Origin of the sequence: Paraglaciecola sp., assembly GCF_030730205.1 — a bacterium.
Taxonomy (GTDB): domain Bacteria; phylum Pseudomonadota; class Gammaproteobacteria; order Enterobacterales; family Alteromonadaceae; genus Paraglaciecola.
Genome location: NZ_JANQVQ010000125.1, coordinates 27,431 through 53,498 on the forward strand (window position 1 = coordinate 27,431; position 26,068 = coordinate 53,498).

20 protein-coding genes are annotated in these 26,068 nt (G+C 42.3%); 11 read left to right on the top strand and 9 right to left on the bottom strand.

The window, feature by feature from the left end; genetic code table 11:
• Positions 1 to 81: 81 nt before the first annotated feature.
• The 3 genes from NWQ57_RS08915 to NWQ57_RS08925 all read right to left on the bottom strand — a co-directional run bounded on the left by NWQ57_RS08915 (position 82) and on the right by NWQ57_RS08925 (position 5,374).
• Positions 82 to 699: a LysE family translocator gene (locus NWQ57_RS08915; protein ID WP_306021797.1), complete on the bottom strand. Its 618-nt coding sequence runs from the start codon at positions 697 to 699 to the stop codon at positions 82 to 84.
• A gap of 134 nt (positions 700 to 833) precedes the next feature.
• Positions 834 to 4,064: a glycoside hydrolase family 15 protein gene (locus NWQ57_RS08920; RefSeq protein ID WP_306021798.1), complete on the bottom strand. Its 3,231-nt coding sequence runs from the start codon at positions 4,062 to 4,064 to the stop codon at positions 834 to 836.
• A 518-nt stretch (positions 4,065 to 4,582) separates the two neighbouring features.
• A complete protein-coding gene (locus tag NWQ57_RS08925; RefSeq protein WP_306021799.1) occupies positions 4,583 to 5,374 on the bottom strand; it encodes a hypothetical protein in 792 nt (263 codons plus the stop codon).
• Between the two features lie 346 nt (positions 5,375 to 5,720).
• On the opposite strand from NWQ57_RS08925, the gene NWQ57_RS08930 reads away from it, so the two are divergent.
• Positions 5,721 to 7,361, top strand: coding sequence for a methyl-accepting chemotaxis protein (locus NWQ57_RS08930; RefSeq protein WP_306021800.1), 1,641 nt, complete (start codon positions 5,721 to 5,723; stop codon positions 7,359 to 7,361).
• 20 nt (positions 7,362 to 7,381) lie between these two features.
• On the opposite strand, the gene NWQ57_RS08935 is transcribed toward NWQ57_RS08930, so the two are convergent.
• From NWQ57_RS08935 to NWQ57_RS08950, 4 genes are all read right to left on the bottom strand, one after another.
• Positions 7,382 to 8,158 carry an ABC transporter substrate-binding protein gene (locus NWQ57_RS08935; protein WP_306021801.1) on the bottom strand — a complete coding sequence of 259 codons (777 nt, stop codon included), beginning with the start codon at positions 8,156 to 8,158 and terminating at the stop codon, positions 7,382 to 7,384.
• A 119-nt stretch (positions 8,159 to 8,277) separates the two neighbouring features.
• Positions 8,278 to 8,604, bottom strand: coding sequence for a YdbL family protein (locus NWQ57_RS08940; protein WP_306021802.1), 327 nt, complete (start codon positions 8,602 to 8,604; stop codon positions 8,278 to 8,280).
• A 23-nt stretch (positions 8,605 to 8,627) separates the two neighbouring features.
• A complete protein-coding gene (locus NWQ57_RS08945) occupies positions 8,628 to 8,798 on the bottom strand; it encodes a YnbE family lipoprotein (protein WP_306021803.1) in 171 nt (56 codons plus the stop codon).
• Positions 8,799 to 8,803: 5 nt separating this feature from the next.
• Positions 8,804 to 11,620 (bottom strand): YdbH domain-containing protein, encoded by a 2,817-nt coding sequence (locus tag NWQ57_RS08950; protein WP_306021804.1) that lies wholly within the window; start codon positions 11,618 to 11,620, stop codon positions 8,804 to 8,806.
• A gap of 246 nt (positions 11,621 to 11,866) precedes the next feature.
• On the opposite strand from NWQ57_RS08950, the gene NWQ57_RS08955 reads away from it, so the two are divergent.
• Both NWQ57_RS08955 and NWQ57_RS08960 read left to right on the top strand, forming a co-directional pair.
• The gene (locus NWQ57_RS08955) at positions 11,867 to 12,241 is read left to right on the top strand and encodes a BlaI/MecI/CopY family transcriptional regulator (RefSeq protein WP_306021805.1); all 375 of its coding nucleotides are present in this window, start codon (positions 11,867 to 11,869) and stop codon (positions 12,239 to 12,241) included.
• Complete coding sequence (locus NWQ57_RS08960) at positions 12,234 to 13,460, top strand: M56 family metallopeptidase (RefSeq protein ID WP_306021806.1); 1,227 nt, start codon at positions 12,234 to 12,236, stop codon at positions 13,458 to 13,460. The genes NWQ57_RS08955 and NWQ57_RS08960 overlap by 8 nt, the downstream gene beginning before the upstream one ends.
• Positions 13,461 to 13,511: 51 nt before the next feature.
• Here NWQ57_RS08960 and NWQ57_RS08965 read toward each other — a convergent pair whose 3' ends face one another.
• Both NWQ57_RS08965 and NWQ57_RS08970 read right to left on the bottom strand, forming a co-directional pair.
• Positions 13,512 to 15,206, bottom strand: coding sequence for an NAD-dependent malic enzyme (locus NWQ57_RS08965; RefSeq protein ID WP_306021807.1), 1,695 nt, complete (start codon positions 15,204 to 15,206; stop codon positions 13,512 to 13,514).
• Positions 15,207 to 15,368: 162 nt separating this feature from the next.
• Positions 15,369 to 17,999: a penicillin-binding protein 1A gene (locus NWQ57_RS08970; RefSeq protein ID WP_306021808.1), complete on the bottom strand. Its 2,631-nt coding sequence runs from the start codon at positions 17,997 to 17,999 to the stop codon at positions 15,369 to 15,371.
• Between the two features lie 138 nt (positions 18,000 to 18,137).
• On the opposite strand from NWQ57_RS08970, the gene pilM reads away from it, so the two are divergent.
• The 8 genes from pilM (at position 18,138) to NWQ57_RS09010 (ending at position 26,008) form a co-directional block, all read left to right on the top strand.
• Entirely contained in the window at positions 18,138 to 19,202 is a 1,065-nt protein-coding gene (gene pilM / locus NWQ57_RS08975; RefSeq protein ID WP_306021871.1) for a type IV pilus assembly protein PilM, read from the top strand.
• A complete protein-coding gene (locus NWQ57_RS08980) occupies positions 19,190 to 19,774 on the top strand; it encodes a PilN domain-containing protein (RefSeq protein WP_306021809.1) in 585 nt (194 codons plus the stop codon). Before pilM ends, NWQ57_RS08980 begins: the two co-directional genes overlap by 13 nt.
• On the top strand, positions 19,771 to 20,394 hold the full coding sequence (locus NWQ57_RS08985) for a type 4a pilus biogenesis protein PilO (RefSeq protein WP_306021810.1): 624 nt from the start codon (positions 19,771 to 19,773) through the stop codon (positions 20,392 to 20,394). Before NWQ57_RS08980 ends, NWQ57_RS08985 begins: the two co-directional genes overlap by 4 nt.
• Positions 20,391 to 20,924 (top strand): pilus assembly protein PilP, encoded by a 534-nt coding sequence (locus NWQ57_RS08990; RefSeq protein WP_306021811.1) that lies wholly within the window; start codon positions 20,391 to 20,393, stop codon positions 20,922 to 20,924. The genes NWQ57_RS08985 and NWQ57_RS08990 overlap by 4 nt, the downstream gene beginning before the upstream one ends.
• Entirely contained in the window at positions 20,917 to 22,680 is a 1,764-nt protein-coding gene (locus NWQ57_RS08995; protein ID WP_306021812.1) for a type IV pilus secretin PilQ, read from the top strand. The genes NWQ57_RS08990 and NWQ57_RS08995 overlap by 8 nt, the downstream gene beginning before the upstream one ends.
• Before the next feature lie 230 nt (positions 22,681 to 22,910).
• A complete protein-coding gene (gene aroK, locus NWQ57_RS09000) occupies positions 22,911 to 23,426 on the top strand; it encodes a shikimate kinase AroK (protein ID WP_306021813.1) in 516 nt (171 codons plus the stop codon).
• Positions 23,427 to 23,454: 28 nt separating this feature from the next.
• Complete coding sequence (aroB, locus tag NWQ57_RS09005; protein ID WP_306021814.1) at positions 23,455 to 24,522, top strand: 3-dehydroquinate synthase; 1,068 nt, start codon at positions 23,455 to 23,457, stop codon at positions 24,520 to 24,522.
• A gap of 34 nt (positions 24,523 to 24,556) precedes the next feature.
• The gene (locus NWQ57_RS09010; protein ID WP_306021815.1) at positions 24,557 to 26,008 is read left to right on the top strand and encodes an SPOR domain-containing protein; all 1,452 of its coding nucleotides are present in this window, start codon (positions 24,557 to 24,559) and stop codon (positions 26,006 to 26,008) included.
• Positions 26,009 to 26,068: the final 60 nt, after the last annotated feature.

Here is a 26,068-nt window from a genome sequence, read left to right on the forward strand (position 1 = left end):
ACTAAACTCAGTATAACGATCACACATTGCTTTGCCTACGAGCAATCTATGGCTGAGCGCATAATACCCCATTGCAATACTTCATCCGGCAATTAACCAAAGACCCACTCCAATTAATAGCGCCCCAGCGATTCGGTTTAACCATCGAATATTGTCGCCGCGATTGAGAAATAAACGTAATGATTTACCGCCGCTGGCGTAGGCAGTCATACACAAAAATTCACTGCACATAATGATGCCAACAAATACGCCTAACTGAATACTAATTGGCTTATCAAGGCTCAAAAATGGCGGTAGCAAAGAAATCATAAACGCCCAACCTTTGGGATTCGCGATGGCTGTAATAAAGCCTTGGGAGACCAACGCCAGATTGCTCGGTGGTTTGTGCATATACTCATTGGTAATAGGCTGAGCTTTTGCGCGCCACATCATCACTCCCACATAGGCTAAATAGCCCCCACCAGCCCATTTGAATAGCGTAAATATTTGCGGGAAGTTTAGCATTAATGTAGCGACCCCCATTACTGCAGCAATTGCGACTAACGCGACACCAACAACCTCACCGAGCATCATCCACAACGTTCGACGCATGCCAACACTCATGCCCAGGGTCATGGCTAAGGTCATGCATAAGCCCGGAGTGATAGAGACAAAAAAGAAGGTAGGAATGAAGACCGCGAGAATAGACCAATCAGGCATAAAACATAACACTGCAGAGAAAGTAGCGCTTAAGTTTACTGGATTATTTAGCGGAATCTAGAAAAAAGAGCAAGGAGTTTGCCTTATGCAAACTCCCACAATACATCCACTACAGATAGTGTTTTCCATCTGGCTTAAGCTATTGGTTCACACTCATCTGATTGCTCCATCATATCAAGCCCACCGGTACGCACAGTAAGCAAATTACTTAAAGCTGAGACAATAAACGCACTGGTTTCTAAGGGGGATAGCGCATAGAAACATTCCCATGCGTGGCTCTTATATTCAGTATAGTTAGACGCCCTTTCAGGATATTGTTTTAAATAGGCTAAGTTAACAGCATGGCCAATTGCCACATCCACCACGATGGCTTCATCCACAATTAAGCTTGGATTTTGCGCAAAGAAGCTGGCGACTGCGGTAAGCGCTTCAATGGTCAATTGACGATATTCTGCAGCTTGGATATTGTTCAGCATGTGCTCAGTCAACAAAGCAAAAGCGGCTTCACCTGGAGTCATATCACTCAAGACTATACTGCTGTGAATACGGTTGCGTTTGTCCATTTTATTGCCAATCACCAAGCCTGTTGTATGGTGCAGTATCAACCATATTTGCTCGTTAAATGCAGCCGAACGGCGGTCAATAATACCTTGGTGTTGGCGCCATGCTAACCATCCGTCAACCGGTGTCACAAGTCGCTCTAGGCCTAAATTTTGTTGCCAATGTAGGGTGTCAGAGCTGCCTTTAGCGTGTAATTGCTCCATTTTTTGCGGTAGGTCAGCCAATGATTGGTAATTTTCTAACACCGCCTCTAGACGCTCTTGAATCACCGAAGGTGGCATGGCCATTAAACATTCATAGGCTTCATCAGGTGCCATATCATCAGCGCGAGCAATTTGACTGGTGAGCAGCATAATTAAATGACTGACCCGAATAGTCAGTAATTCACTGAATAGCTCAGGACGAGCTTTAATTAATAATCCCAAACACAACAATACTTCTTGAGTTAAAATTTGGTCTCGGGCGTCTTCACGGCAATAGGTTTGAATTTTGGTAAGTAATTCATCATCTTGCAGCGGGCGAGAAATGAGAGAATCGTCACTATAGGAACGTCCTACCTGAATAATTTTTTGTGCTACCAGCAAGGCACTCACGGCTAAACCTAGATCACCATCTGATTTCCCTAACAGACCAGAAGCAGCACGCAGTACAGACCAGACTCGTAAACGACCTGCTTGACAATATACTTCTTCAATCAAATCACGTAATGAATACACTCCGCCGTCAATATCAACCAAAGCATCTAAATTTTGTAACTTAACCAAGGCTGAGAGCAAAGCAATTTGTTCAAAGATGTTATTGGCTTGGGCTAAACGCCCGATTAAAACCTGCGACTCACTGCACAAATCGATCTCAAGTGCTTGACTGGGTGACAAGGGACTATGCTTAGCACTAACATTGAGCCTACATGACGTGGCCAACATCTGCTCTAGGGGCATATCAGGCAAACTAAAGCCATGTAAATTACCAATTCGCTCTACGCTTGCGGTAGCAGAAAGTTGTGCCATTTTGCCATGTTTGACCGCTATACCATCAACCTCACCGCCTTCGACTTGTTTCATCAATTCGAAAAACGTCGTTCGGTCGGCATCAAGCAAGTTTTTAGTTAATAGCACCGTGACAGTGGGACGGCCCAACTCAGTCCAATTTCGCTGCAAGTAACGTAATTCACTTTTAAACCGGCGCACTAAAAAGTCGATATCGTAACTGAGGAAAAAAGCTTGCTGCATAAAAGAAGGGGTCAGACACACCACTCGCGACTTTTCTAACATGTAAATACGGCTAGTGGTTAAACTCTTAGGTACGCGATAGGTCCGTCCCGATAACCCCAGGCTGTCACAACGCCCCACTTGAGAGTGTACGTTGGCAATATCTTCTGGTCGACAGACTTGAACAGGGGCAATATCACTGAGCGTTTCCGTACTCACTCCAAAGGTGGCTAACTCTTCCTGCAACGCTTGGTCTTCAGCCAAAAATATAAGCTGCACCACTGGTTGTTTTAAAGGTTGAGCATGACGACGTCCTAAGGGGTCTAAATCGCCAGGTCGTAACAAGCCGTCTTCTAGCATCGCCCCCAATAAAAACAGGCTTTGCGCCCATACCAAGGGGACGTTTTCGTTTGGCAATCGGTCTTGTGAGCCAGGATTTTTCTTTTCAAGCTCTATGGATTCTAGTGGGACATAATACAGTTCTGGTAATAGCAGGTAACCATCCTGTTCAACTAACACAGCGTCTAAACGCGCTCGGTAGTGATCAATTTGAGTGCGGTCTTCACGGAATATCGCATCAAGATAAAGATAGGCATAAAATAAGGGCCACTCTGACTCTATGTGTTCAAACTGCTTTAATTCTTGTTCTTCATAATGCAGGCGGGCTTCGTCTTCCAATTCGGTTTGGTGGCCGTCACGTAAAAAGCGCTTTAAGCCATAACGGCCTTCTAACTTGCTAATAATATCGTTACGCACTTTATTGGCAAGCTCAGAGTCAGGAACGGTAAAGGCCGGAAATCCAATAACACTGAGTAATGCAGCGTCAATTTCTTTGGTATTTGACTCTCTGGGTAACATGGCGGTTAGCGTAATGTTTGCCTGAGCAATGTTGTCAGGAATAACATGGAGTACTGAGCTTTGTGAGCCTTTAGCGCCAAACAAATTAAAGCCTGATAAAGCCTCAAGTGCTGCTTTTGCCATCCCTAATGAACTGGCATTTAATTCGACACTACCGCTATTAGATTTAGCGCCACGCTCCCAAATACCGTAATCTGGGGTGCGGTACGCCCGTTCGATGTAATAGACCAAATTCTGCACAAAGCAGACTTCTTCATCAGTCCAAATAATATTCAAGCCAGAGGTGATCATTTGGGTCATCATCAACAAAAACACGGATGTCGCATCTATTTGTAAATGGCCCCACTCATCGTCTGCCACCACATTTTCACCGGTGGCGGTGTCGTATTTAGCATGCAATGAATCGAGCGGGCTACGACTTTTTTTAAAGGCCTCTACTTTTGCTGATTGACTCATCATTGAACGTAACAAGCCGCGCATCAGCTTAACGGTGCGCTGCTCGAGTTCAACGCCTCGTCCGCCATCATTATCAAGCTGGCGGTAGGCTAAGGCTAAACCCCATACAGCCAATATACTGTATACATTATCTCTGACCCACGCGTCTTGGTAATTACCGTGATTAGTTATGGCGGTACTGGCTGGCAACAACCCTGATATAGGGTGCTGTTTGTCGATAATGACCGATTTGATCTGCCTGTAATACGCATCTAGGCTGGTTGTTAATTCTATGTCTCGCATAATTTATCCTGTTTACTAGCAAATGGGATGCAAGAAAAAAGTGGCATCCGAAGAGTGTGTTATCACAAGTTTGTGACAGAGCTTACTTTGTTGAAAAATCACCTAAATCTAAAATGGGTTCAGCAAAGTACGCGCCACTTAGTCCCATTAATTAAAAATAAAAACGGGCTTTGTAAAATTCCATGTAATTGGCCAATTTAATTTCAATTTTTGTATATCTGGAGCGGATAATAGCAAAAAGAATAACTTAATCGTATAAGTTAATATAAGTAAAACCTATATTTTTGAGCAACAAGCCTGATATCTGCACACTTTGAGGGCATAAATAAGCTCCGTTTATTCTAGGTGGATTTCATGAGGTAAGTAAGCAGAGGAACAGGCGTTAAATAGCATTACTGGTGGGCGCTGAACGAAAAAGTGACAAACGCAGGGGTAAAATATCCCCGCAACTAGCCTAAGCATAACAAAGTAATATGCAGGTTTGCCTAGGCGAGCGGGGTAATAATATGTGTTAAAATTTATAACTTTTTGCTGATCCTGAAACGCAGATCCGTATCTGCTGCTTTATCTGTAATACCAAATAAAACCCCAGCAAACACTTGCCAACCCTCTTTACCTACTGCTCTTTGAAAGAATGGACCTATAGCGTGATTTTGATCTTTAAAATCTTGGATATCAGAGGTTCTACCGTAACTATTGTAGAGCTCGACCCCGATATCCCCGTAATTGGATTTCTTCCATACACTGCCCCTTGTAGCAAGGCCCACACCGTCAGCTGCATTTGAGCCAAATTGCACGCTCGTCATCGCAACAAGTCGAGCATTCCAATTATCTTGTAATTTAAACTGATGCATCCAGTTCACCCCAAACTGATCCGCCCGTCCAGCATCACGGTAGCGTAAATCAAAACGCAAACCGGTTTTGTAGGTGTCGGTACCTTGCAACTCCCACGTTAACTCACCTTGAATAAAGTCAAAATCGTTGTCTGATCGAGCAGTTTTGCGCGCTTGAGCCAAAATGCGCCACTGAAAATCACCGTTGATGGCTTGCTGGTAGTGGATCCTATGGGCAAAACCAACTTCGCCCGCAGCATTGTCAGGGTCGATACCGATACGATATTCAAACGAACGGTGGCCGTCGTTGACTACAGGTCCAAAAACGCCCCCAGTGTTGTCAGCTAAAGCAGAAAAGAAAAACAGACTTAGAAATAAGCCCAACAGCATTTGAGCCAGTTTGTTGATATTAAGCATAGAAATATTCTTTGCAGTACAACAGGTATTACCCTCTACAGTTAATTTATTTACGCTCATTACACTACCTCTACTCACAGAATTACCAAAAGAATTTGCAGCTTAGTACAATAAATCAAGTGACGCTAGCAACAGAAATAAAGCGCTCAATAAAGTCTGTTTATTGTGTTTTTAGCTTTTATGTTCGTTGCAATTTTTGAATTATTAACATATACCAAGTGTTGAAAAACACTTCGTTGCCGATACAAAGATATTCAACTTGATCGTATTTTGCATCATTTAGAATACGCTCAATTCGCAGTAACGAGGACACAACGAAGGGACTTGGACAATGCTACTTTTGCTAAATATCACACTGGCAAGATTATAAAATTTACCAATTATACCGATGTAAGGGGCTGTATCCGTGAATATCAACGATTTATCCATCCGCTATAAGTTTGCTATACCCTTGTTAGCCATTACGTTTATGCTAGTGCTTATCAGTGGTTTGAGCCTGTGGTCAAACAGCAATTTAACGCAAAATACGGAGCGACTTTCTGGTACCTTTATTAATTCTATTGAAGCAGCGTTAAACGCAGACAGAGATCTTTATCAAGCCTTAACCGCCAGTCAAAACTATTTGATGAAGAAAAATCATGGGCAAATTGACACCGCTGATGATTTGCAAGATTTTAATGACAATGCGAAACAAGCTTTAGATCGGATGAATAAAACCAGAAGCTTGTTAAAGGACTACCCGCAGATAGAACAATCAATTACCTCGTTTGAAAGTGATTACAACCGTTGGCTAACATCAGCAAAAAGTGTGTTTACTTTGGCTGATCAGGGGCAGCTTAAAGAAGCGTCAAACAAGCTTAGTAATGAAGTGATGGCGGATTTTGAGCGACTCAGAGAAAACTACGATGTGATGGGGAGCAAAGCCAAAGAAGTCGCTGATCTAATCACTGAAGAGGCCAAACAGGCAAGTTCAAATCAGCAAATAATCCTCAATCTTCTTATTTTAATATCATTGATTGTTTGTGTAACCAGTGTGGTTATTGGTCCGAGATTGGTTACAACACGTGTAAGTGAACTGAATAACGTGATTAAAACCATCAGTGAAGGTGAAGGGGATTTGCGCTCACGTCTAGACGCAAAAGGTAAAGATGAATTGGCTACGTTAGCGGGCACATTTAACGGAATGATGTCTAAGCTACAAGCCTTAATTGTTGATGTCAAAGATGATGCTGTAACCCTCAATCAAACCGTCAAAGACTTAGATAGTTCAGCTAAACAAAACCAATCGATATCGCAAGAGCAATCAATTAACTTGCATCAGATTTCAGACGCCCTTAATCAGATGGGCCAAGCAATCCACGAAATAGCCCGAAGTTCACAAACGGCACAAACTGAAACAGAAGCCGTGAAACAAAATACGATTGCATCAACAAAAGTGGTGGATGAATCGGTAGCGACTATTACGCAGCTATCTAAGGCAATCTCTCATGCTAAAGAAGTTATTGCTAAACTTGCTACTGAATCGAATCAAATTGTTAAGGTGTTAGATGTTATTCGCTCTATTGCTGACCAAACTAATTTGCTTGCACTTAATGCTGCAATTGAGGCTGCTAGAGCCGGCGAACAGGGCCGAGGTTTTGCGGTAGTGGCAGATGAAGTACGTACCTTGGCAAGCCGCACACAAAAATCAACCGAAGACATTCAAAAAATGATTGCTGGTTTAGAAAAAGGCGTAGAAGAAGCGGTGACTGCCATTACCAGTGGCGCATCTCAAGTAGAGGGCGTGGTAGACATGTCGCAAAAGCTGCACGACGCCTTAGAAATAGTAACGGTCTCAGTCACTACAACAACCGGCATTATTTTCCAGATAGCAACGGCTACCGAGGAACAAAGTGAGGTGGTGGATGACATCAACCGCACGATTGGTTTGTTAAATGGTTTATCAGAAAAAAGTAACGATGTGGTTAAACAAACAAATTCTGTTGCGTCCAATATTTCGAAGCTTGCTCATGGTTTAAATAATAATGTAGGGCGGTTCAAGGTTTAGATTTAACGCAAAAGGACAAGTCAAAAAACAAGGATGTTGTTACGTATTTCACTGGTCATATTGTATTTTTGAGCCAACTTAGTTTGCCACTGCTCTGAAATATTTTGCAGTTCACCATTTTTAGAAATCGTTTTAAAGGCTTGTTGCCAGTTTTTCACCAAGGTTGGATTAGAATATTTTGACATCACAATATACACCGGAGCCATATTAACCGTGTAAACAGGTGTGAAATCCCCCAGCCTAAATCCTAACGTATTTGCATGGAATCGTAAGCCTTGCTCATCATAGACAATGGCATTTACTCGCCCTAGCTTAAGCATTTGAATATTTTGTTTGTGCAAGGTCACGGAGTTTAAATTTTTGAAATGACGATTAATTAACCACTCTTCTCTGACGTCACCTCGCACCACACCGATATTTGCCAAGACTTTAAGATCGTCAAGTGTGTCGATATTCATTGCAACACCACTTAAGGCATAGACTTGCCATTTTTTGACCATAACTTGGGCGAGCCAAAAATAGTGATGCTCACGGGAAGGTGTTCTAGAAATACCGATTAAGATCACGTTGGGTTCACGTGCCATGATAGTGAGCGCCCGCCCTTCAGGAATAAAGAGGATTGGGGTGTTGTTACTCAATTCTTTTTGCATGGCTTTTACAATCGCCAGCACGTAACCATCTTGCTGCTCATATTGATTGATGTAAGCGGCTGGTGGCTCATCTACAGCGTATATTCTTAACTCTTGTGCCGTAGGACTTGAAAAATGAAAGAACAGAACAAAAAGTAAATATCTCAAAGGTTCGCTCCAGAGCTGAGATTTACTTTTAAATGTAGAAGTATTGCGGAAGTATTAAAAGCCAAACAGACATTTTTATGCCTGCTTGGCTTTATTTAAACGTTACCAATATCTCGCTTTTATTTTTTCTGCCATGAGCCATTCACCCATAGATAGTGGCCAGACAGCGTTTTTGCGTACGCTTTTTGAGCTGCCAGTTTTTCTACCTGTTCTAAGGTAATATTATTTTTTGCCGCGAGATCTACATAAATATCTCGGCGTTTCTGATTGACTTCGTTGACTAAGGCTTGCGCGTCAGCTTGCGCTACAACAACACCTAAATAGCCATTATCTTTCTCTCCTACCAAGCCTTGCTGCTTAGCATCATCTAGTTCTAAAGCAAAGGTTAAACTGCTAAAACATAAACTGATAATAAGTAGAATTTGACGGTAAAAATTTATTTTCATTGAAACGACTCCACGGCTAAGTATTAAAATAAGTTACTGTCTTCGCTAAAGACATTATCAAGTTCTTTGTCAACTTTGACCCTGATTTCGTGGTCAATTTTAACGTTAATATTTATAGTAATTGGCTCTTTGGTTTCTACTTGAACGGTGTGAGTACAAGCGACTATGAGCATACTTAATGGGACTACTATCATCTTTTTCACTGTTTACCTCCTTGAGTAATATTTTTTTCAATTTTATCTTGAATCCCGTTTGCGACCCGTAAGGCGCGCAGTAGGTCAAACATATTTTCCTGGTGACTATAATTAAAATTCACTGCTTGTTTTTTTTGTGGGTTTTCGCCAACAAAAGCCAAATCAAGATACAACCAACCGTCTGGTTTAAAGGTCACTTTGCTACTCAATTGACTAAATTGATAATTTTCTAAAAAACTTAGGCTGCTTTGCTGCTGCTTGATCGTATCGAACGCTGCATTGTTACTGATGGTAAGTTTTCCGCCACGTTGACTAACAAGTCTGCCATTGTCGACTTCCACGCTAGCCCCTTGAGTTGCAATCGGAATTGCGCCCATCATTTTGCCCGTCACTCGAATGCCAGGCTGATTTTGTAAAGCTACCATTTTTTCAAGATCAAGATCTTGCAATACCACATCGAAGACTTGCTCACGTTGATCGAGCCACACCTCATTCATGCTGAATCTGCCTCCAAGAATATCACCCGAAATATTCTCAAATTTAAACGCGCCTTGCTCTGAAACTAAAATGCCTTCAATTTTTTCTACGGGTATCCCGGGATTTATCGAACTAATTTTCAGTGTAGTTTTATCTAACTGAAGTCCCGCTGAATCAAATTTAACAGGTAAGGTAAGGTCGACCCCACTGAATAAGGTATTAGCATAATGTCCCCCCACATCATTAATACTCATCAAACCGTGCACACTAAACACACCATTTTCTGGCGCTAGGGAGCTGTTAACCGTGCCCGAAAAATTACCTTGCACAAGGGTAAGATCTGGCAATATTTGTGAGATGAGAGCCTGAATAGTGCTGACTTTCACTGATTCAAATTCAAGCTTTACCTCAGCTTGTTGTTGGCTGATATGGCCAATAGGCAGCCCTGCGTAACTGAGCTCATGCACTGAAAGGGTGGTTTGTAAGTTAAGACCGCTTGAGCCCTTATGGCGAAGAGACGTAGGCGCTAACTTCAATTTTTTTTCATTTATACTGACATTAAGTGCCGCAATATTCGACACGCCATTGAAAGTAAGCTGCTGCATATCCTGAATACGCCCCTGAATAGAACCGCTGATATTTAACGTTTTAAGCGCGGCAGATTGCACATCATTTACCTGATGCTCAAGAGAATATGTCAGGTCAGAGAGAGACTCACCTTTCACCTTAAATTGAACTCCTACTTTGGCAACACTCTTCGCAGAGTCATGCACCTGATTGACAGCGGCTTTACCTGTCAAACTCAGCGCACTTATTGCTTGAGTAAGCGCATTGTATTTATCAGGATGGAGTTGACCAGACAATTGAATTTGGCTTTTGGCGCTTGCCACTTCAAGTTCAGATCTTTTTACCTTATTTACAATCCCGTCTAGCGTCATTGTAAAGTTTAAAGAGGGCATGATATTAAGATGGTATTGACTGCTAATTTCGTTCAGTGCCATATCCTTAGTCACCAGCTTGGACGCTTGTAAATCCCCGCTCAGCGCTAAACCCATGTCTTGATCGCCCTGCAACTCAAAGCCTAATTGGGCGCTGGCAATAGACAGGCTGTTGTGATGATAGTTTTCAAGAGTGAGCTGATTTTGCTTTGCACTTAGCCCCCATCCACTGCTTGCTAAATCGATGCTGTCAGCCAAGGATAAGTTCAGACTTCCACGACTTAGCACAGTCACCTTGCCAGTTTGTTGCGTATATTGAGCTAAATCTTGGATGAGCTGAAGTTGATAATCTGCTGTCATTTCACCAGATAAAATATAGTTAAACTGCTTAAGCTCCAAGCTCAGCCATGACTCACTTTCTGCCTTATCTGATACTTTGCTTATGATTATTTGCGGCAGGTTTACTTGCGTAGGCTGAATATCTATTGGCTGCGGTAAAGTAATAACAAACTGCTCAGCCTGCCAATCTTGCATTAACTGTGGGCGACTCGCGCAGTCAGCCAAATCAACGTGAATATTCAGCTCACTAAAATCGGCAGTCATATTATGCGCTTTAAAAATATCGCCTATGACCAAGGCACTGCTTCCTTTCAATGACAAACCAAGGTGGCAGTTGCTCAGTAATACTGCCTCTGTAAACTCTATTAAGTGAGTGCTTTGAATAGCGGCACCGTCAAAATCGATGTCACTGCTTAACGTAAACGCTTTGAGCAATTTGTCGTTGAGTAAATCAGGATACTGCTGCACAAACGCTTTCGCCGCAGGCACATAATTAACCACATCAAATGCAGACCAATTAACGTGAGCACTGACTCGATTATCTTTTAAACTTAGCTTGGCATTGATATCCCCTGCTAACGTGAGTTCAGTTGCGTTCTCAAGGTTAAGGCTAAAAGCCAAAGGCTCAGCTAATAACGAGGAAGTCAGTTGCACATGCTTAATACGCACAGAAGGAAGATTAGTGGGTATTAAGGCTAGCTCGAAGGAAGGGTCACTGGGAGTTATCTGCTCGTTTTGTGCCGTGAGGTGGTGCTTGATTTGCATAGCTTGCACAGAGATATGCCCATCAGCTCTGTTCCAAACCGCGTCATTTATTACAAGCGACAAATTGGGCGAAGTTATACATAGCTGTGTAATCAGCACATCTAATTGCCAGCTTAGATCAACCGCAATGCAATCAACGCTGATGTCTTGGTCAGCCGCCACATACTCGATGGTCGCTTTGACCAGCGCATTACGCATCAAGAATAGTGTGAGGGTAATGCCCAAAATAATGGCCACCAACCATGTCAATACACTTAAGGAGGTTTGTCCTTGCTGTTTATTTTTGCAAATCAATTTGCTCAAGCTCTGTCACCACGTGTTACAAGAATCATTCTTAAACCTCGCACTATCATATCGAGTTTATGGCTAAAGTGATGAAAAATTTTACTCCGCAAACCCAATTATTGACTGAGTTCCTCTCAGTTTTGTTACGTATGCCTCTTCAACAGCCGGTTATTCCGCTAACTGAGGAAAAATTACACAAAAATGCTTGCACTTTTTGATTACAAGTGTAATCTAAATCAACTGACTACAAATGTAATCAATAAAATGATTGAAATAACAAAAACTGAATTTGAAGTATTAAACGCATTGTGGCAAGGGTATCCGGCATCTGCTAACGATATTATTGCTCGTCTTAACCAGCAAAAAAGGTGGCACGAAAAGACCGTAAAAACCTTACTGAGCCGTTTGGTTAAAAAACAAGCCGTCGACTTTGATAAGCCTCAGCGCAGCTATTTGTATTTTCCCCTCATCAACAAAACCGATTATGTACGCTCTGAAAGTAGCAGCTTTGTTAGTCGCTTATTCGCAGGAAAAGTCGCCCCCTTAGTCGCGGGTTTTGCCAATACAGAAAAATTATCTCGCCAAGATATTGAAGATTTAAAGAGCGTGATTGAGCAATGGGAAAAAGACAATGATTAACTGGCTCATTTCACAGCAACTGGTGTTAAGTCTGGCGCTATTGTTATTATTAGTCGCCGAGAAAAAAGCCTTGAAAAAACTCAGCGCCAACCATGTTTACGCTTTATGGTGGCTCGTTCCACTTATATTGTTGGCCAATAATTTACCGCAAGACCTATTAAATTTAGACAATCCGGTGCTATATCAGTATGCAGTTAAAGTAAGTACATCCCATTATACAGCAGGCAATATGCTTAGTTTTAAGCTGGTCTGGTGGCTTGGTGTATTCTGTGTTTTGAGTATCGCATGTATTGCCCAAAAGCAAATTCATCAAGGAGCACAACGCCAACTTGCAACAGCACAAATGCCGGTGGCTTTGCCTAAATATTTAAAGGTACTCGAATCACAGCACGTCCGCTCCCCTCTTATCTCGGGTATTCGCCCTGCTCGCTTACTATTGCCTGCCGATTTCACCACTAAATTTAGCCTGCAACAGCAGCAACTGATTTTACAACATGAACTGGTGCATTTTCAGCGTGGCGATAATTTGTATAACTTAATTGCGCTACTGTTTGTTGCTGTGTTTTGGTTTAACCCGTTGGTTTGGCTGGCCTATGGTGCATTCCGCCGAAGCCAAGAACTTGCCTGTGACGAAACAGTATTAATCAACAAATCAACTCAAGAAAAAATGGCTTATAGCAGAGCCTTGTTGCTTTGTGTCCAAGCCCATACCCCAACACTGTCGATTTATTCACAATACGGAGCAAAACACCCTATGTTATTACGTATAGAGCGCATTAAAAATAAAACAAAAGTAAAAAAGAGTAGCCTAGTTTTTTCTATTATTACCAGTCTCGGTCTACTCGCAGGTGTCGCCATGGCGAATCAACAAGGTAATGCGATAGAAACCAGCAAGATCAATGAGGCGAGTCCGATTGTCAGGATAGAGCCTAAATACCCCTTACAAGCTGCCCAACAAAAAATAGAAGGGTCAGTGGTATTACAGTTTGATATCGAAAAAGACGGCAGTACCAGTAATATTAAGATTATCAAAGCTGAGCCCGACAATGTGTTTGGTAAAACCTCAATCGCAGCTTTACAAAAGTGGCAATACAAACCACAAATTGTGGGCGGGCAAGCGCAAGTACAACGCAATATTTTAGTCCAGTTAGATTATCGCTTAGATGAAAATCCAGGCCCGATAAAACCATTAATTGAAACCGTAAAGGTCGTGCAATAAGCACAAAAAAGCCGGAGTCATCCGGCTTTCAACTTGAAGTGTGACGTGAGATTAAATACTGACTCGTTTGTAAGGTCGGTATTGAGGTAACCAAAAATGTTTTTCAATACGCTCAAGTAAAATTTCATCAGAGACTTCTAAGGCTAAACCTTGTGCCATAGCAACTTTACCTACCGCAAACGCTATTTTCTTACTTAACTGAGCAATATCTTGTAAAGGCGGCAATAGTGCACCTTTGCCAGTCGTCGCCAGTGGCGAAGCTTCGGCTAGGGTTGCACTCGTTGCCATCAACATTTCGTCGCTAATCAAACTTGCCTTAGCCGCAATGGCACCCAAACCGATACCAGGGAAAATATAGCTGTTATTACACTGGGCGATAGTAAATAGTTTACCCTTGTATTCTACTGGCTTGAAAGGGCTACCTGTCGCGATAATCACTTCGCCATCCGTCCATTCAATCACTTGCTCAGGCGTCGCTTCAACCTGTCTCGATGGATTGCTCAAAGGAAAAATAATTGGCAAAGGGTTATGTTGCTTCATGCCACGGACAACCTGCTCAGTAAACAAACCTGCTTGGCCCGATACGCCAATAAGAATGTCAGGCTTAGCACAATTAACCACATCCATGAGTGAGGGATATTCACCACTGTAAGACCAATCAGTTAATGCGTCATTGCTTTGACATAGGCGCTGCTGGAAATCCCGTAAACCTTGCATTCCTTCCACCAACAAGCCAAAGCGATCCACCATGAATACTTGGCTACGAGCTTGAGCATCGGTGATCCCTTCACTGCACATTTGCTTAATTATTTGCTCTGCGATACCACAACCAGCTGAACCTGCACCAACAAAGGCAACTTTTTGCTGTGACAAGGTGGTGTTTTTTGTTTTACAGGCTGCCAAAATAGTGCCAACAGTGACTGAAGCAGTGCCTTGAATATCATCATTAAAACAACAAACTTGATGACGATACCGCTCTAAAATTGGCATAGCATTGGCCTGTGCAAAATCTTCAAATTGCAACATAACCTCGGGCCAGCGGCGATATATCGCTTTGATGAACAACTCGATAAACTCATCGTATTCCGCTTGGCCGATTCGTTTATGTCGTGCCCCCATGTACATAGGATCAGCCAGTAATTTTTCGTTATTTGTGCCTACATCTAACATCACAGGCAAGGTATACGCGGGGCTAATACCGCCACAAGCGGTATACAGCGACAATTTACCGATGGGAATACCCATACCGCCAATACCCTGGTCTCCTAGGCCGAGTATACGTTCACCATCAGTCACCACGATGACTTTTACTTTGCGTTTAGTGGCATTTCGCAGAATGTCATCGATTTGATGGCGCTCTGAATACGAGATAAATAATCCACGTGAACTGCGATAAATATCAGAAAACTGCTCACAGGCATCACCTACTGTTGGGGTATAGATGATGGGCATCATTTCATCAATATGCTGTTTAATTAAGCGGTAAAAAAGTGTTTCGTTGTTGTCTTGAATCGCTCGAAGGTAGATATGCTTATTAATAGGCTCCTCGAAGCTTGAGTATTGCATGTAGGCTCGTTCTACCTGCTCATCAATGGTCTCGTAACGAGGGGGTAATAAGCCTGTTAAATTAAAAGCAACACGTTCAGTGGCACTAAAAGCACTGCCCTTATTTAACAACGGTGTCTCTAGTAAAGCGGGGCCTGCATGGGGAATATACAAAGCATTTGATTCTGCTTTATCTGTCATTTATTTGTCCTGTTAGGTCTTTTTAGTTCGACTAATTATGGTATTCATCTGTCGTTTATGAATACTTTTGCACAATCTATTTGATGCTGACATCAATTAATCGTCCATTGTAAACTGTGCGAGGCCGGATAATGATCCGACCTTCTTGATTATTAAGTAAAATTAAAATATTTCTTCTTCAGCTTTGCTGTTTTGCTCACTATCTTTAGATTCAATTATCTCACTTTCAGTCACAAAGATCTGGGGCTGTGACCCTTCTACAAAATACTCAAACATAGAGGTTTTATCTGTACGATTAGTTAGCTTGCCGCTATTTTTATCGATTCGAACGGTAACCAGGTCAGTTGGCATGGGTAACTGATGTTCAGTAACACCATTTAATGCAATCTGCATAAAGCGTATCCACGCAGGTTGGGCAGCCACAGCGCCGGATTCCGTTTCTGCCATCGCATTACCAATATAGTTAAATTTTTGCGGATTTTTATTCACCAAATTTTGATTACGACTGGCCCGGCCTAAACGTCTATTGCTGTCATCAAAACCAACCCAGGTGGTGGCCACAAGGTCAGGAGTAAAACCACTAAACCAGGTATCGCGAACATCATTTGTAGTACCGGTTTTTCCTGCTACATCGTCCCGCCTTAGGAGTAAAGCTGTACGCCAACCAGTACCACGATTATCCCAACTTCCATTAATCTGCACCGCTGAGCGCATCATCTCTGCCACTAAATAGGCATTTTCTGCACTGATAACCCGCGGCGCTTGACGCTTCGGTGGAAGATCCTTAGGACTGTTGTTGGTTTTGCCACTTAATTCGGCGGCAAGTAAGGCTTCTATATCGGCATCGCTTAACGATTGTGATAGGTCTCGCTCTTCTTTAACAGCTGCAATCTCGCAAGGGTCACAGGCATAAGCAGGATTGGCTTCCCATAACTTTTTACCGTAGTCATCTTCAATGCGTTGAATAAAATAGGGCTGAATCAAAAATCCGCCATTGGCAATTGTGGCCATCGCCGTCACTATTTCTAAAGGAGTATGTGAGCCTGAGCCCAAAGAGACTGTTTCATCATTAGGTATATCGCCCAAGCTAAAACCAAAACGTGTTAAATGCCGTCTTACGGTATCTAAACCTAAGGCGCGTACTAGGCGCACCGACACGACGTTTTTAGACTTAGTTAGCGCAACACGTAAACGAATAGGCCCATCATACTCTGCGGGAGAGTTCTCCGGGCGCCAAGCAGTGCCGGTACCTGCTTCCCATTGGGTAATTGGCGCATCGTTAATAATACTGGCTAAGGTGTAGCCATGATCCAATGCTGCCGAATAGATGAAGGGTTTGATATTCGAGCCTACTTGACGTTTAGCTTGCGTAGCGCGGTTAAACTGACTTTGGTAAAAACTGTAGCCACCTACCACTGACTGGACTGCACCGTTGTGTGGATTTAATGCAACAATTGCGCTACTGGCCTGAGGATATTGCGCGATTTGCCAATGAGCGTCGTCTTCACGCTGACGAATTAAAATTAAGGCGCCAGCTTGCACAATATCACTGGCTAACTTGGGGTCTGGCCCTTGTTTGTTATCATTAATAAAAGGCCTTGCCCAGTCCAAGCCTTCCCAATCAATGGTGCGGTATTGGCCATTTTTATCAAACACAGTGATGTCTTGAGCATTCACTTTGGTCACAATTGCAGCATGCAATGTTTCGTAAGTAGGATAATTATTCAGTAACTCCAACATCTGCTGCTCAGACCATGCATTGCTGTGCTCATTTGCTGCTTTCACCTCACTTTTAAGCGATGTTTCAGTGCCGCTCACCCAAAGTTGTTGTAGCGGACCACGGTAACCATGACGCTCATCATAATCATGTAAATTACGACGCAACGCCTTTTGTGCGGCTATCTGTAAATCTGATGGCACAGTAGCATATACCTGGTATCCGCCTGTTTCCGCTTCATCTTTGCCGTATAATGCTATCATTTCGTTGTAAATTTGGTCGGCTAAGTAAGGGGCATCTAACTCAATTTCAGCACCGTGTTTTTTAGCAGTTATCGGCGCATTGTTAGCGCTCTCAAACTCAGCTTGGCTGATATAGCCTTCATCAAGCATACGCATTAATACGATACGGCGGCGTACAATAGCTCTGTCGGGACGACTAATTGGATTGAGCACCGAAGGTGCTTGAGGTAAACCAGCAATGGTCGCTATCTGCGCTAAGTTCAATTCATTTACCGTTTTCCCATAATACACCTGAGCGGCTGCACCAAAGCCAAAAGCTCGATGCCCTAGTTCAACTTTGTTGAGATACAACTCTAGAATCTCGTCTTTACTCAATAACTGTTCCATGTGCCAAGCAATGATTATTTCTCTTATTTTACGAATATAAGTTTTATCTCTCGTAAGAAAAAAGTCTCGAGCCAGCTGCATGGTTAAGGTACTGCCACCTTGGCCTTTTTCACCAGTTAAAACTAAATTAACCAATGCGCGCATCATGCCGATAGGATCTATACCGGGATGTTGATAAAAGCGACTGTCTTCTGTGGCGATCACTGCGTGAATGAGTTGTGGTGGCACTTCTGACAAAACAAGCGGGATACGCCTTTTGACGCCATACTGAGAAATCAGCTTCCCGTCTTGGGTATAAATACGCATAGGAGTTTGTAGGCGCACATCCTTTAATACTTCTATACTAGGCAGATCGGCTTTAATGTAGAAATAAGTGCCGGCAACAAGGCCTAGGCCTAGCAGAGACAACACGGTGATACTGATAATGATGGGTTTTAAATACTTCACGAACTAAAAATACCAAGGTAACTTCGACAAAATGACTTACATTTTATACCTATGTACTGTTATTAGATCCATAAATAACAGTTTTTTAAGTAATAATAATCAAATATTGATTAACTTATTGTTGTGGAAAGGAATGTGTTGACAAACCTATTTAGAAAAAAAGCCCAACAAATGATTGGATTAGACATCGGCTCTCGTTTTGTTAAGGCCGTATTGCTCGAAAAAACCAACGGTAAATTTAGCCTGCAGGCTTTTGCGTGCGAGCCCATCATCGGCAACGCGTTTGCCGAGCGAGAAATCAAAGATTTTGAAGCGGTCAGCCACGCCTTAAAAAAGGTTAAAGCCTCCCTTAAAACCAAAAATAAACATGTGGCTATTGCTGTTTCAGGCTCCACGGTTCTTAATAAAATTGTCTACATGGATCCAGGCTTATCAGACTATGAGCTAGAGAGCCAGATAGAACTAGAGGCTGACAGCCTTATTCCTTATCCTCTTGAGGAGGTCTATATCGACTTTGAAGAAGTCGCCGATAGCACCACTACCGCCAATAAGGTCGAAGTTTTACTCAGCGCGGTACATAAAGATATCGTTGACCGTCGCATCACCTTATTAGGTGAAGTGGGTTATGAGGCCAAAATAGTTGATGTTGAAAGTTATTCGTTAGGCTCGGCTGTAGCGAACTTTTATGCCAGTGATGATAAAGACGGCATTTGCTGCCTAAATATCGGAGCAACTTATCTACAGTTATGCTGGGTTAAAGATGGCAAAGTCCACTACACCAAAGATCACAGCTTCGGGATGGATGCCCTAGTGCAAGACTTGGTCTTATTATACAACCAAGAGCGCTCACACATTGAGAAACAATTGCAGACTAATAGCCTACCGGATAATTGGAAATTAGATTCTTACCCCGTTTTTTTAGCTAATTTACAACAGAATATCAACCGAGCATTGCAAGTTTTTGTCAGTGCTACCGGTGCCAAACGTCCAACTAAATTACTGATTTGCGGCGGGGCTTGTCATGTCGCGACTGTCACTGAAGATCTTGCCAATGAATTAGCCATCGACATAGAAATGTTTAATCCCTTTGCCGATATGACAATATCAGACACCTTGCAAAATTCTGAATTAAGCACCTTTGCACCTCAATTAGCGATAGCGGCGGGTTTAGCTTGCAGGAGTTTTAGCCCATGGCACATATAAACTTATTGCCTTGGCGTGAAGCCAAAAGAGTTGAAGAAAAACGCAATTATCTCACCATGCTGGCAGGTATCGCTATTGTTGCCTTCGGATTAATGTTTGGGGTTGGCACGATTGTCGACAACATGATCACCAGCCAAAACCAACGTAATCAGTTTATCGATCAACAAATTGTCGCTTTAGACGCACAAATTGAGAAGATTAAAAATATCAAAAAAGACAAACAAGCCATCGAGCAGCGCATGGCATTGATTGAGCAGTTAGAAGCCAGTCGTAATGCAGTGCCAAAGGTACTCGATGAACTGGTTCGTCTGGTACCGCCAGGGTTGTCCTTTCGTAGTTTTTCTCGTCGTGGCAACCAAGTTGAAGTCTTAGGGGTGAGTGAATCGAACAACAGACTTGCTGACTTTATGCGTCAACTTGAGCAATCAAACGTCTTTAGCAGTGGCGTACTGTCTTCCATCGTTGCAGATACTTCTGCACTCGAAGCCGTCAGTGACTTTAAATTGACCTTTACGATCAATCCGAGTGTTGCACCAGATTTCTCTGCTGAAAACGTGGAGCCCAAAAAATGAAATTTGATGTTAATAAACTGAAAGAAATCAATGAACTTGATTTTGAACAAATCGCAGTTTGGCCATTTGAAGTTAAAACTGTTGTGGCTGTTTTTGTGGCTATTATCGCTTTAGTTGGTGGGTACTACGGTTTAGTGAAGTCTAAATTGCCTTTGTTAGAAGCGGCGCAAAATCGTGAGGCTGAACTCAAGCAAAACTATCAAGCTAAGTACCGTATTGCCGTTAATTTAAGCGCATATGAAGAGCAACTAGCTAGGTTACAAAATGATTTTTCATCGATGTTAAAATCACTGCCTACCAGCAATGAAACCCCTGGTTTATTGGATGACATTACTTTGGTCGGCACCTCTGCTGGCCTGACTTTTAGACTACTGAACTGGCAAAAGGAAGTACCTAAAGAGTTTTATACTGAGTTACCCATACAAATGGAAGTGACCGGTGGTTACCATAACTTTGGCCAATTTGCCTCTGAAATTGCTGGTTTGCCGCGGATCGTTACGGTACACGACTTTGAAATTTCGCAAGAAGCCAATACCTTAAAACTCAAGTTACAAGCCAAGACCTATCGGACTGCAAAAGGTGATAACGAGCAAAATATTGGAAAGGAGCAAAACAAATGAGATGTCTAAGTGTATTTGCTCTTACACTAGTCCTTTGCGGCTGTAACGCAGGCATTGAAGATCTGCAAGTCTATATCGCCGAGGTAAAACAAAATACTCCGGTTAATATTGAGCCTTATCCCGAATTTGAAGCAAAACCCACTTTTATTTATTCAGCCTTAGAATTGAGGAGTCCTTTTCAGCATCCAAGAAATATGGGAGTAGAAGTTAAACAAATTTCACAGCCAAATTGCGCGCAGCCTGATTTTTCTCGTAACAAACAGGCACTAGAAAAATTCGGTATCGATGCATTAAGTGTTACCGGCTTTTTTACTTCAAATGGCAAAAAATGGGCACTGATACAATCTAATACTGGTAGTTTATTCAAAGTGACAAAAGGTGATTACCTTGGGTTATTTTTTGGAAAAATTGATTCGATCAACAATGGCGTAGTTTCGTTCACTGAAATGCTGCCCGATGGTGCTGGCTGTTGGCAGAAAAAGCAGGCCACTCTCACCATGCTTTCAAAGGCAGGAGAAAAAAATGTCTAAATATTCTACTTTTAATGTTCAGTCTTTAATCGCAAAACCAGTTTTGAAATGGTCCATAGGTTTATTGCTTTCGGTTTGGACTTTTAGCGTACTAAGCCAAGAAAGCGGTGTTGTATTAGTCGACACAGACAAACAAGCCAGCAGTGTTTTTAGCTCTGAATTACAAGATATTCAGTTCAAACGTATGCCCAACGGCGGAGCACAAACTACGTTAGTTTTTAGCAACAGTAATTTCCAGATGCAATTAAGCAAAGCAAATAACAAACTTACCCTGTTATTACCGACCACGCAATTGGCTAAAGAACAGCTGTATAAACTTGATGTCATTGATTTTGCGACACCTGTTTCAATGCTTGAAACCTATCAACAAAAAGCCAGCAGCAAAGTGGAATTTGCACTGGTAGATGAAGTGAGTTTTCGCCATCAAAAATCTGGCAACAATTTGATTATCAATATTGAAAAGATGAGCGAAAAAGTTAAAAGCACGGAAAACAGCAAATTTGCGGGCGAACCTATCTCTTTAGATTTTCAAGACGTTCCCGTCAGACAAGTACTACAAATTATTTCTCAGGTTAACGGGTTCAACTTGGTCACCACGGATACGGTTACTGGCAATGTTACCATCAGCTTATCTGGCGTACCTTGGGATCAAGCATTAGACATGATCTTGAAAATTAAAGGACTTGATAAACGCTTGGAAGGCAACATTTTACTTATCGCACCAACCGAAGAGTTAACTGCTCGTGAGACTCAACAGCTGCAGGCAAAACAACAAGTAGCAGAGCTTGCACCACTGGTTTCAACCAATATTCAAATTAACTACGCTAAAGCAATTGATATGGCGAGTATTTTGAAAAATGCTGAAAACACGGTACTCACTCCCCGTGGTACTGTTTCAGTAGATGATCGCACAAACACATTATTGTTGCGCGACACACAGTTATCTATTGATGAAGCCAAAGCACTGATAACAGCCCTTGATATACCGATTAAACAAGTACTGATTGAATCAAGAATGGTGACTGTTCGCGACAATGCGGGTCAACAACTTGGCGTGCGCTGGGGGTTTAGTGATAAACAAGATGACAACGGTATTTCAGGCTCGTTAACCGGTGCAGAAACGATTGCAGGCGGCACTATTCCGTCATTGAGCGACAGACTCAATGTGAATTTACCAGTGGCTAATCCAGCAGGAAGAATCGGTTTACAAGTCGCAAGATTAGTAGATGGCACGATATTGGACCTAGAACTGTCTGCCTTAGAATCGGAAAACAAGGGCGAAATTATTGCGAGCCCACGTATTACAGTGGCCAATCAGCACGAAGCTTACATCGAGCAAGGTACAGAAATCCCTTATGTGCAATCAACCTCAAGCGGTGCGACTTCGGTAGAATTTAAAAAAGCGGTACTGAGTTTAAAGGTCACGCCTCATGTCACCCCAGATAACCGTATTATTTTGGATTTGGTGGTAACTCAAGATACTCGTGGCGATACTGTTTCTACTTCTACAGGCCCAGCGGTGGCGATAGATACACAAGAAATCAGCACTCAGGTCTTGGTAGAAAATGGAGAAACTATTGTACTAGGTGGAATTTTTCAGCAAACTACGGCAGATGACATTTCTAAAGTGCCCCTTTTAGGTGACTTACCTGTACTAGGACACTTATTCAAAAACACCTCTGTTAGAAACGAAAAACGGGAGTTATTGATTTTTGTGACACCCAAGATTTTGACGGATAATTTACGTACACAGTAAACAATTGTTGAAAACGGAACTTTTAACATATATAAAACATTAAATTAGCTGTCTAAGCGTATGATTAGACAGCTTTTTTAATGCTAAATTAACAAAGCTTGCAAAATTCGGGGTAAAACTGAGATAATCACGCCCTCGAAATTTCAACGAGGTCTGGTTAATCCATAAAAGGGTAGCCGCACAAACCATTTCTACCCCTTAAATAAACATAATTGTGAATAAAGCAAAAAATGGCTGAAAAACGTAATATCTTTTTAATAGGCCCCATGGGAGCTGGTAAAAGCACCATCGGTAGGCATCTCGCAGATGAACTCCATTTAGAGTTCTTCGACTCAGATCAAGAAATTGAAAAACGCACCGGTGCAGATATCGCTTGGATCTTTGATATCGAGGGTGAAGAAGGATTTCGTGCACGCGAAGAAACCGTGATCAATGACCTGACTGATAAACAAGGCATTGTTCTCGCTACTGGTGGTGGTTCTGTGGTTAGTAAAGCGGTAAGAAACCGTTTGTCAGCCCGCGGAATAGTTGTTTATTTACAAACAACCATAGACAAACAAGTCGCCAGAACCCAAAGAGACAAACGCCGTCCACTGCTGCAAAATGATGATCCAGAAGCAGTACTTCGTCGTTTAGCGGAAGAACGCAATCCGATGTATGAAGATGCAGCTGATTATGTCGTTGATACTGATGACCAAAGTGCTCGCGCTGTGGCCAACCAGATAATCGAGAAAATCGGTCTGTAAACCTGTAGAAAAATAGAGAGCTACGCTTATGGCAACAATTTCTGTTGAGTTGGGTGAGCGTAGCTACCCCATCTTTATCAATGCTGATTTACTTAAACAACCCGATCTGATTCTTCCCTATTTGAAGACTAAAACCGTGGTAGTTGTGACCAACGATGTTGTTGAGCCGCTGTATTATCCTCTACTTTTGAATGCGTTGCAGGGCTGCCAGGTCAGTAAAATTGTTATCCCTGACGGAGAGGAACATAAAACCCTAGCAACTTTCGAATTCGTTAGCTCCAAATTATTAGAAATGTCTGCTGCGCGTGATACCACCATCATTGCACTTGGTGGCGGTGTAGTAGGTGATTTAACCGGCTTTGTTGCGGCCTGTTTTCAACGCGGTATACCTTTTATTCAGATCCCAACCACTTTACTGTCACAGGTTGATTCGTCGGTAGGAGGCAAAACAGCGGTAAATCATCCTCTAGGTAAAAATATGATCGGGGCTTTTTATCAGCCTCAAGCCGTTTTTATCGACACTAACTCCTTACACACCTTACCAGAACGAGAATTTTCAGCCGGTATGGCTGAGGTGATTAAATATGGGGTTATTTATGATGCCGACTTTTTTAGTTGGTTAGAACAAAACCAAGATCGCATAAAGGCGAAAGATACCGATGCTTTGCAACATTTAATTGCGCGTTGCTGTGAAATCAAAGCGGAAGTTGTTGCTATTGATGAACGGGAATCTGGTTTACGCGCCCTACTCAACTTAGGTCATACTTTTGGTCACGCGATTGAAGCTGAGCAAGGTTATGGTAACTGGCTGCATGGCGAAGCGGTAGCAACGGGCATCGTTCTTGCTAGTGAAGTAGCTACTAAGATGAACTGGCTCGATGCGTCAGATTACCGACGAATTGAAACCTTGATAAGCAGTTTTGATCTACCGATAAAAGCACCTCAAGACATGAACTATGAATGTTTTATGCAGCATATGCGTCATGACAAAAAAGTGCAGGCAGGTAAGCTAAACTTCATTATTCCTACTGGAATAGGCCAAGCAAAAGTCACTAATCAAGTATCCGAAGAGGTACTTCGCGCCGTTCTTTCTTAGTAAATACTACTCCCGAATCAATAAAGGGAGTTTGATGACTAATGATGAGAACAGTATGGCGACTTCCGATCTACAAGACCGATTAGAGTATTTAGTAAGCTATTCATCACAGCTAATGTTCATTAGCTCAGACGTAGCAAAACAATCAAACATACTTGATACCTTCATCGCAAAATCAACGGAACAAATTGAAGTCGCTTTAATTGCGGCTTCTACCACTACCCCCTTAGCTAAATATCGTGAGAAACTTTACCAGCAGTTGGTGAGTCAAACTAAATCAGCTGACTTCAATCGGCCACTAAATCAGTTGTTAGCCGAACTTAATCATCATGATGGTCCAATTATTATCAGTGTAAGTAAGGCTGAAAACTTGCCTGATAAACTGGTAAAAGAGTTATGGGAGCTGGTACTTCAAAGCCGCTTTACCAACAACAAACAGCACCTTAATATTTTATTATTTGCTCAAGCATCGTGGGCGAGAGATACGCAAAAATTACTAGGTGGTAAATCGGGTGACAAACCCTTACTTATTAACACCAGTACTAGCGTAGATTCGTTGCAGACTGAATTAAGCTCTGATCTCGATAAACTCATTGCTTTAAAGCGTAAAAAATTTGCTGAACGTTTACAGCAAAGGGCAAACGAACCCCAAACACAAGCAGTATTCTTAAAACGCAAAGGTGTGATTGGGGCGTTTATTCTCATCTTTATTGCCCTTTTTATGGCGATACTGAGCTGGCAATATCCCGAGGCATTACAATCCGTCTTAAATCTTAGCCACGATAAACCCGCAAGCCTACCTGAGTCATCTGAAACTGAAGCATCAGTTAATAGACAGCTAGCAGCTAGTAAAGACTTACCCGCAAGCAGTGACATGCTAGCAGAACAGCCGATTTTGAGTGAAGAGACTGACAAAATTGAAACATCATTGTCCCCACAAAGTGAGTCTACTGCCGATCCACTCGTGACCGATTGGCAAACGGCGATAGCCCAAGTTGAAGAGAGCTCAACACAATTTTTATACGAAAAATCAAGCCAACTTAATCGAGAAGAAAGTAGCGAGTCAATTGAGCTTGATGGCCCACTTGCCAGCCTACCTCAGATGAGTGATGTTCAGCCTTCAGTTGTGCAGTCAAATATTGCAACACAGCAAATCGCATCGCCTGAGTATGACATGGAGCAAGCCACTCTCTCTGCACCAGAGTCATTACTGAGCGGCACTTACTATATTCAGCTTTTAGCCATGGCCGACAAAGACTTACTGCAGAAAAATATCAGTGAACAAAATCTTACCGATCAAACATGGGTGTATGAAACGCAACGATTTGGTGGAAATTGGTATGTATTAGTCATGCAGCAAAGTTATGCAAGTTTTGCTGCAGCTAAAGCAGGACTAGAATCCTTAGCGACAAATTTGCAAGCTCAATCTCCGTTTGTGAAGTCTGCGAATGTAATACAACAGGAAATAGCGTCAAACTTGCGATAATTTATTGGTGTTTCGCCAGATGGTCGTTACAATTCGCGGGCGTTTTATCATTTTCCTTTG

Bases quoted from the DNA above. Each gene is read 5' to 3' on its own strand.
- NWQ57_RS08915 (WP_306021797.1), bottom strand. From the start codon at position 699: ATGCCTGATTGGTCTATTCTCGCGGTCTTCATTCCTACCTTCTTTTTT.
- NWQ57_RS08920 (WP_306021798.1), bottom strand. From the start codon at position 4,064: ATGCGAGACATAGAATTAACAACCAGCCTAGATGCGTATTACAGGCAG.
- NWQ57_RS08925 (WP_306021799.1), bottom strand. From the start codon at position 5,374: ATGAGCGTAAATAAATTAACTGTAGAGGGTAATACCTGTTGTACTGCA.
- NWQ57_RS08940 (WP_306021802.1), bottom strand. From the start codon at position 8,604: ATGAAAATAAATTTTTACCGTCAAATTCTACTTATTATCAGTTTATGT.
- NWQ57_RS08945 (WP_306021803.1), bottom strand. From the start codon at position 8,798: ATGATAGTAGTCCCATTAAGTATGCTCATAGTCGCTTGTACTCACACC.
- NWQ57_RS08955 (WP_306021805.1), top strand. From the start codon at position 11,867: ATGATTGAAATAACAAAAACTGAATTTGAAGTATTAAACGCATTGTGG.
- NWQ57_RS08960 (WP_306021806.1), top strand. From the start codon at position 12,234: ATGATTAACTGGCTCATTTCACAGCAACTGGTGTTAAGTCTGGCGCTA.
- NWQ57_RS08965 (WP_306021807.1), bottom strand. From the start codon at position 15,206: ATGACAGATAAAGCAGAATCAAATGCTTTGTATATTCCCCATGCAGGC.
- NWQ57_RS08980 (WP_306021809.1), top strand. From the start codon at position 19,190: ATGGCACATATAAACTTATTGCCTTGGCGTGAAGCCAAAAGAGTTGAA.
- NWQ57_RS08985 (WP_306021810.1), top strand. From the start codon at position 19,771: ATGAAATTTGATGTTAATAAACTGAAAGAAATCAATGAACTTGATTTT.
- NWQ57_RS08990 (WP_306021811.1), top strand. From the start codon at position 20,391: ATGAGATGTCTAAGTGTATTTGCTCTTACACTAGTCCTTTGCGGCTGT.
- NWQ57_RS08995 (WP_306021812.1), top strand. From the start codon at position 20,917: ATGTCTAAATATTCTACTTTTAATGTTCAGTCTTTAATCGCAAAACCA.
- aroK (WP_306021813.1), top strand. From the start codon at position 22,911: ATGGCTGAAAAACGTAATATCTTTTTAATAGGCCCCATGGGAGCTGGT.
- aroB (WP_306021814.1), top strand. From the start codon at position 23,455: ATGGCAACAATTTCTGTTGAGTTGGGTGAGCGTAGCTACCCCATCTTT.
- NWQ57_RS09010 (WP_306021815.1), top strand. From the start codon at position 24,557: ATGACTAATGATGAGAACAGTATGGCGACTTCCGATCTACAAGACCGA.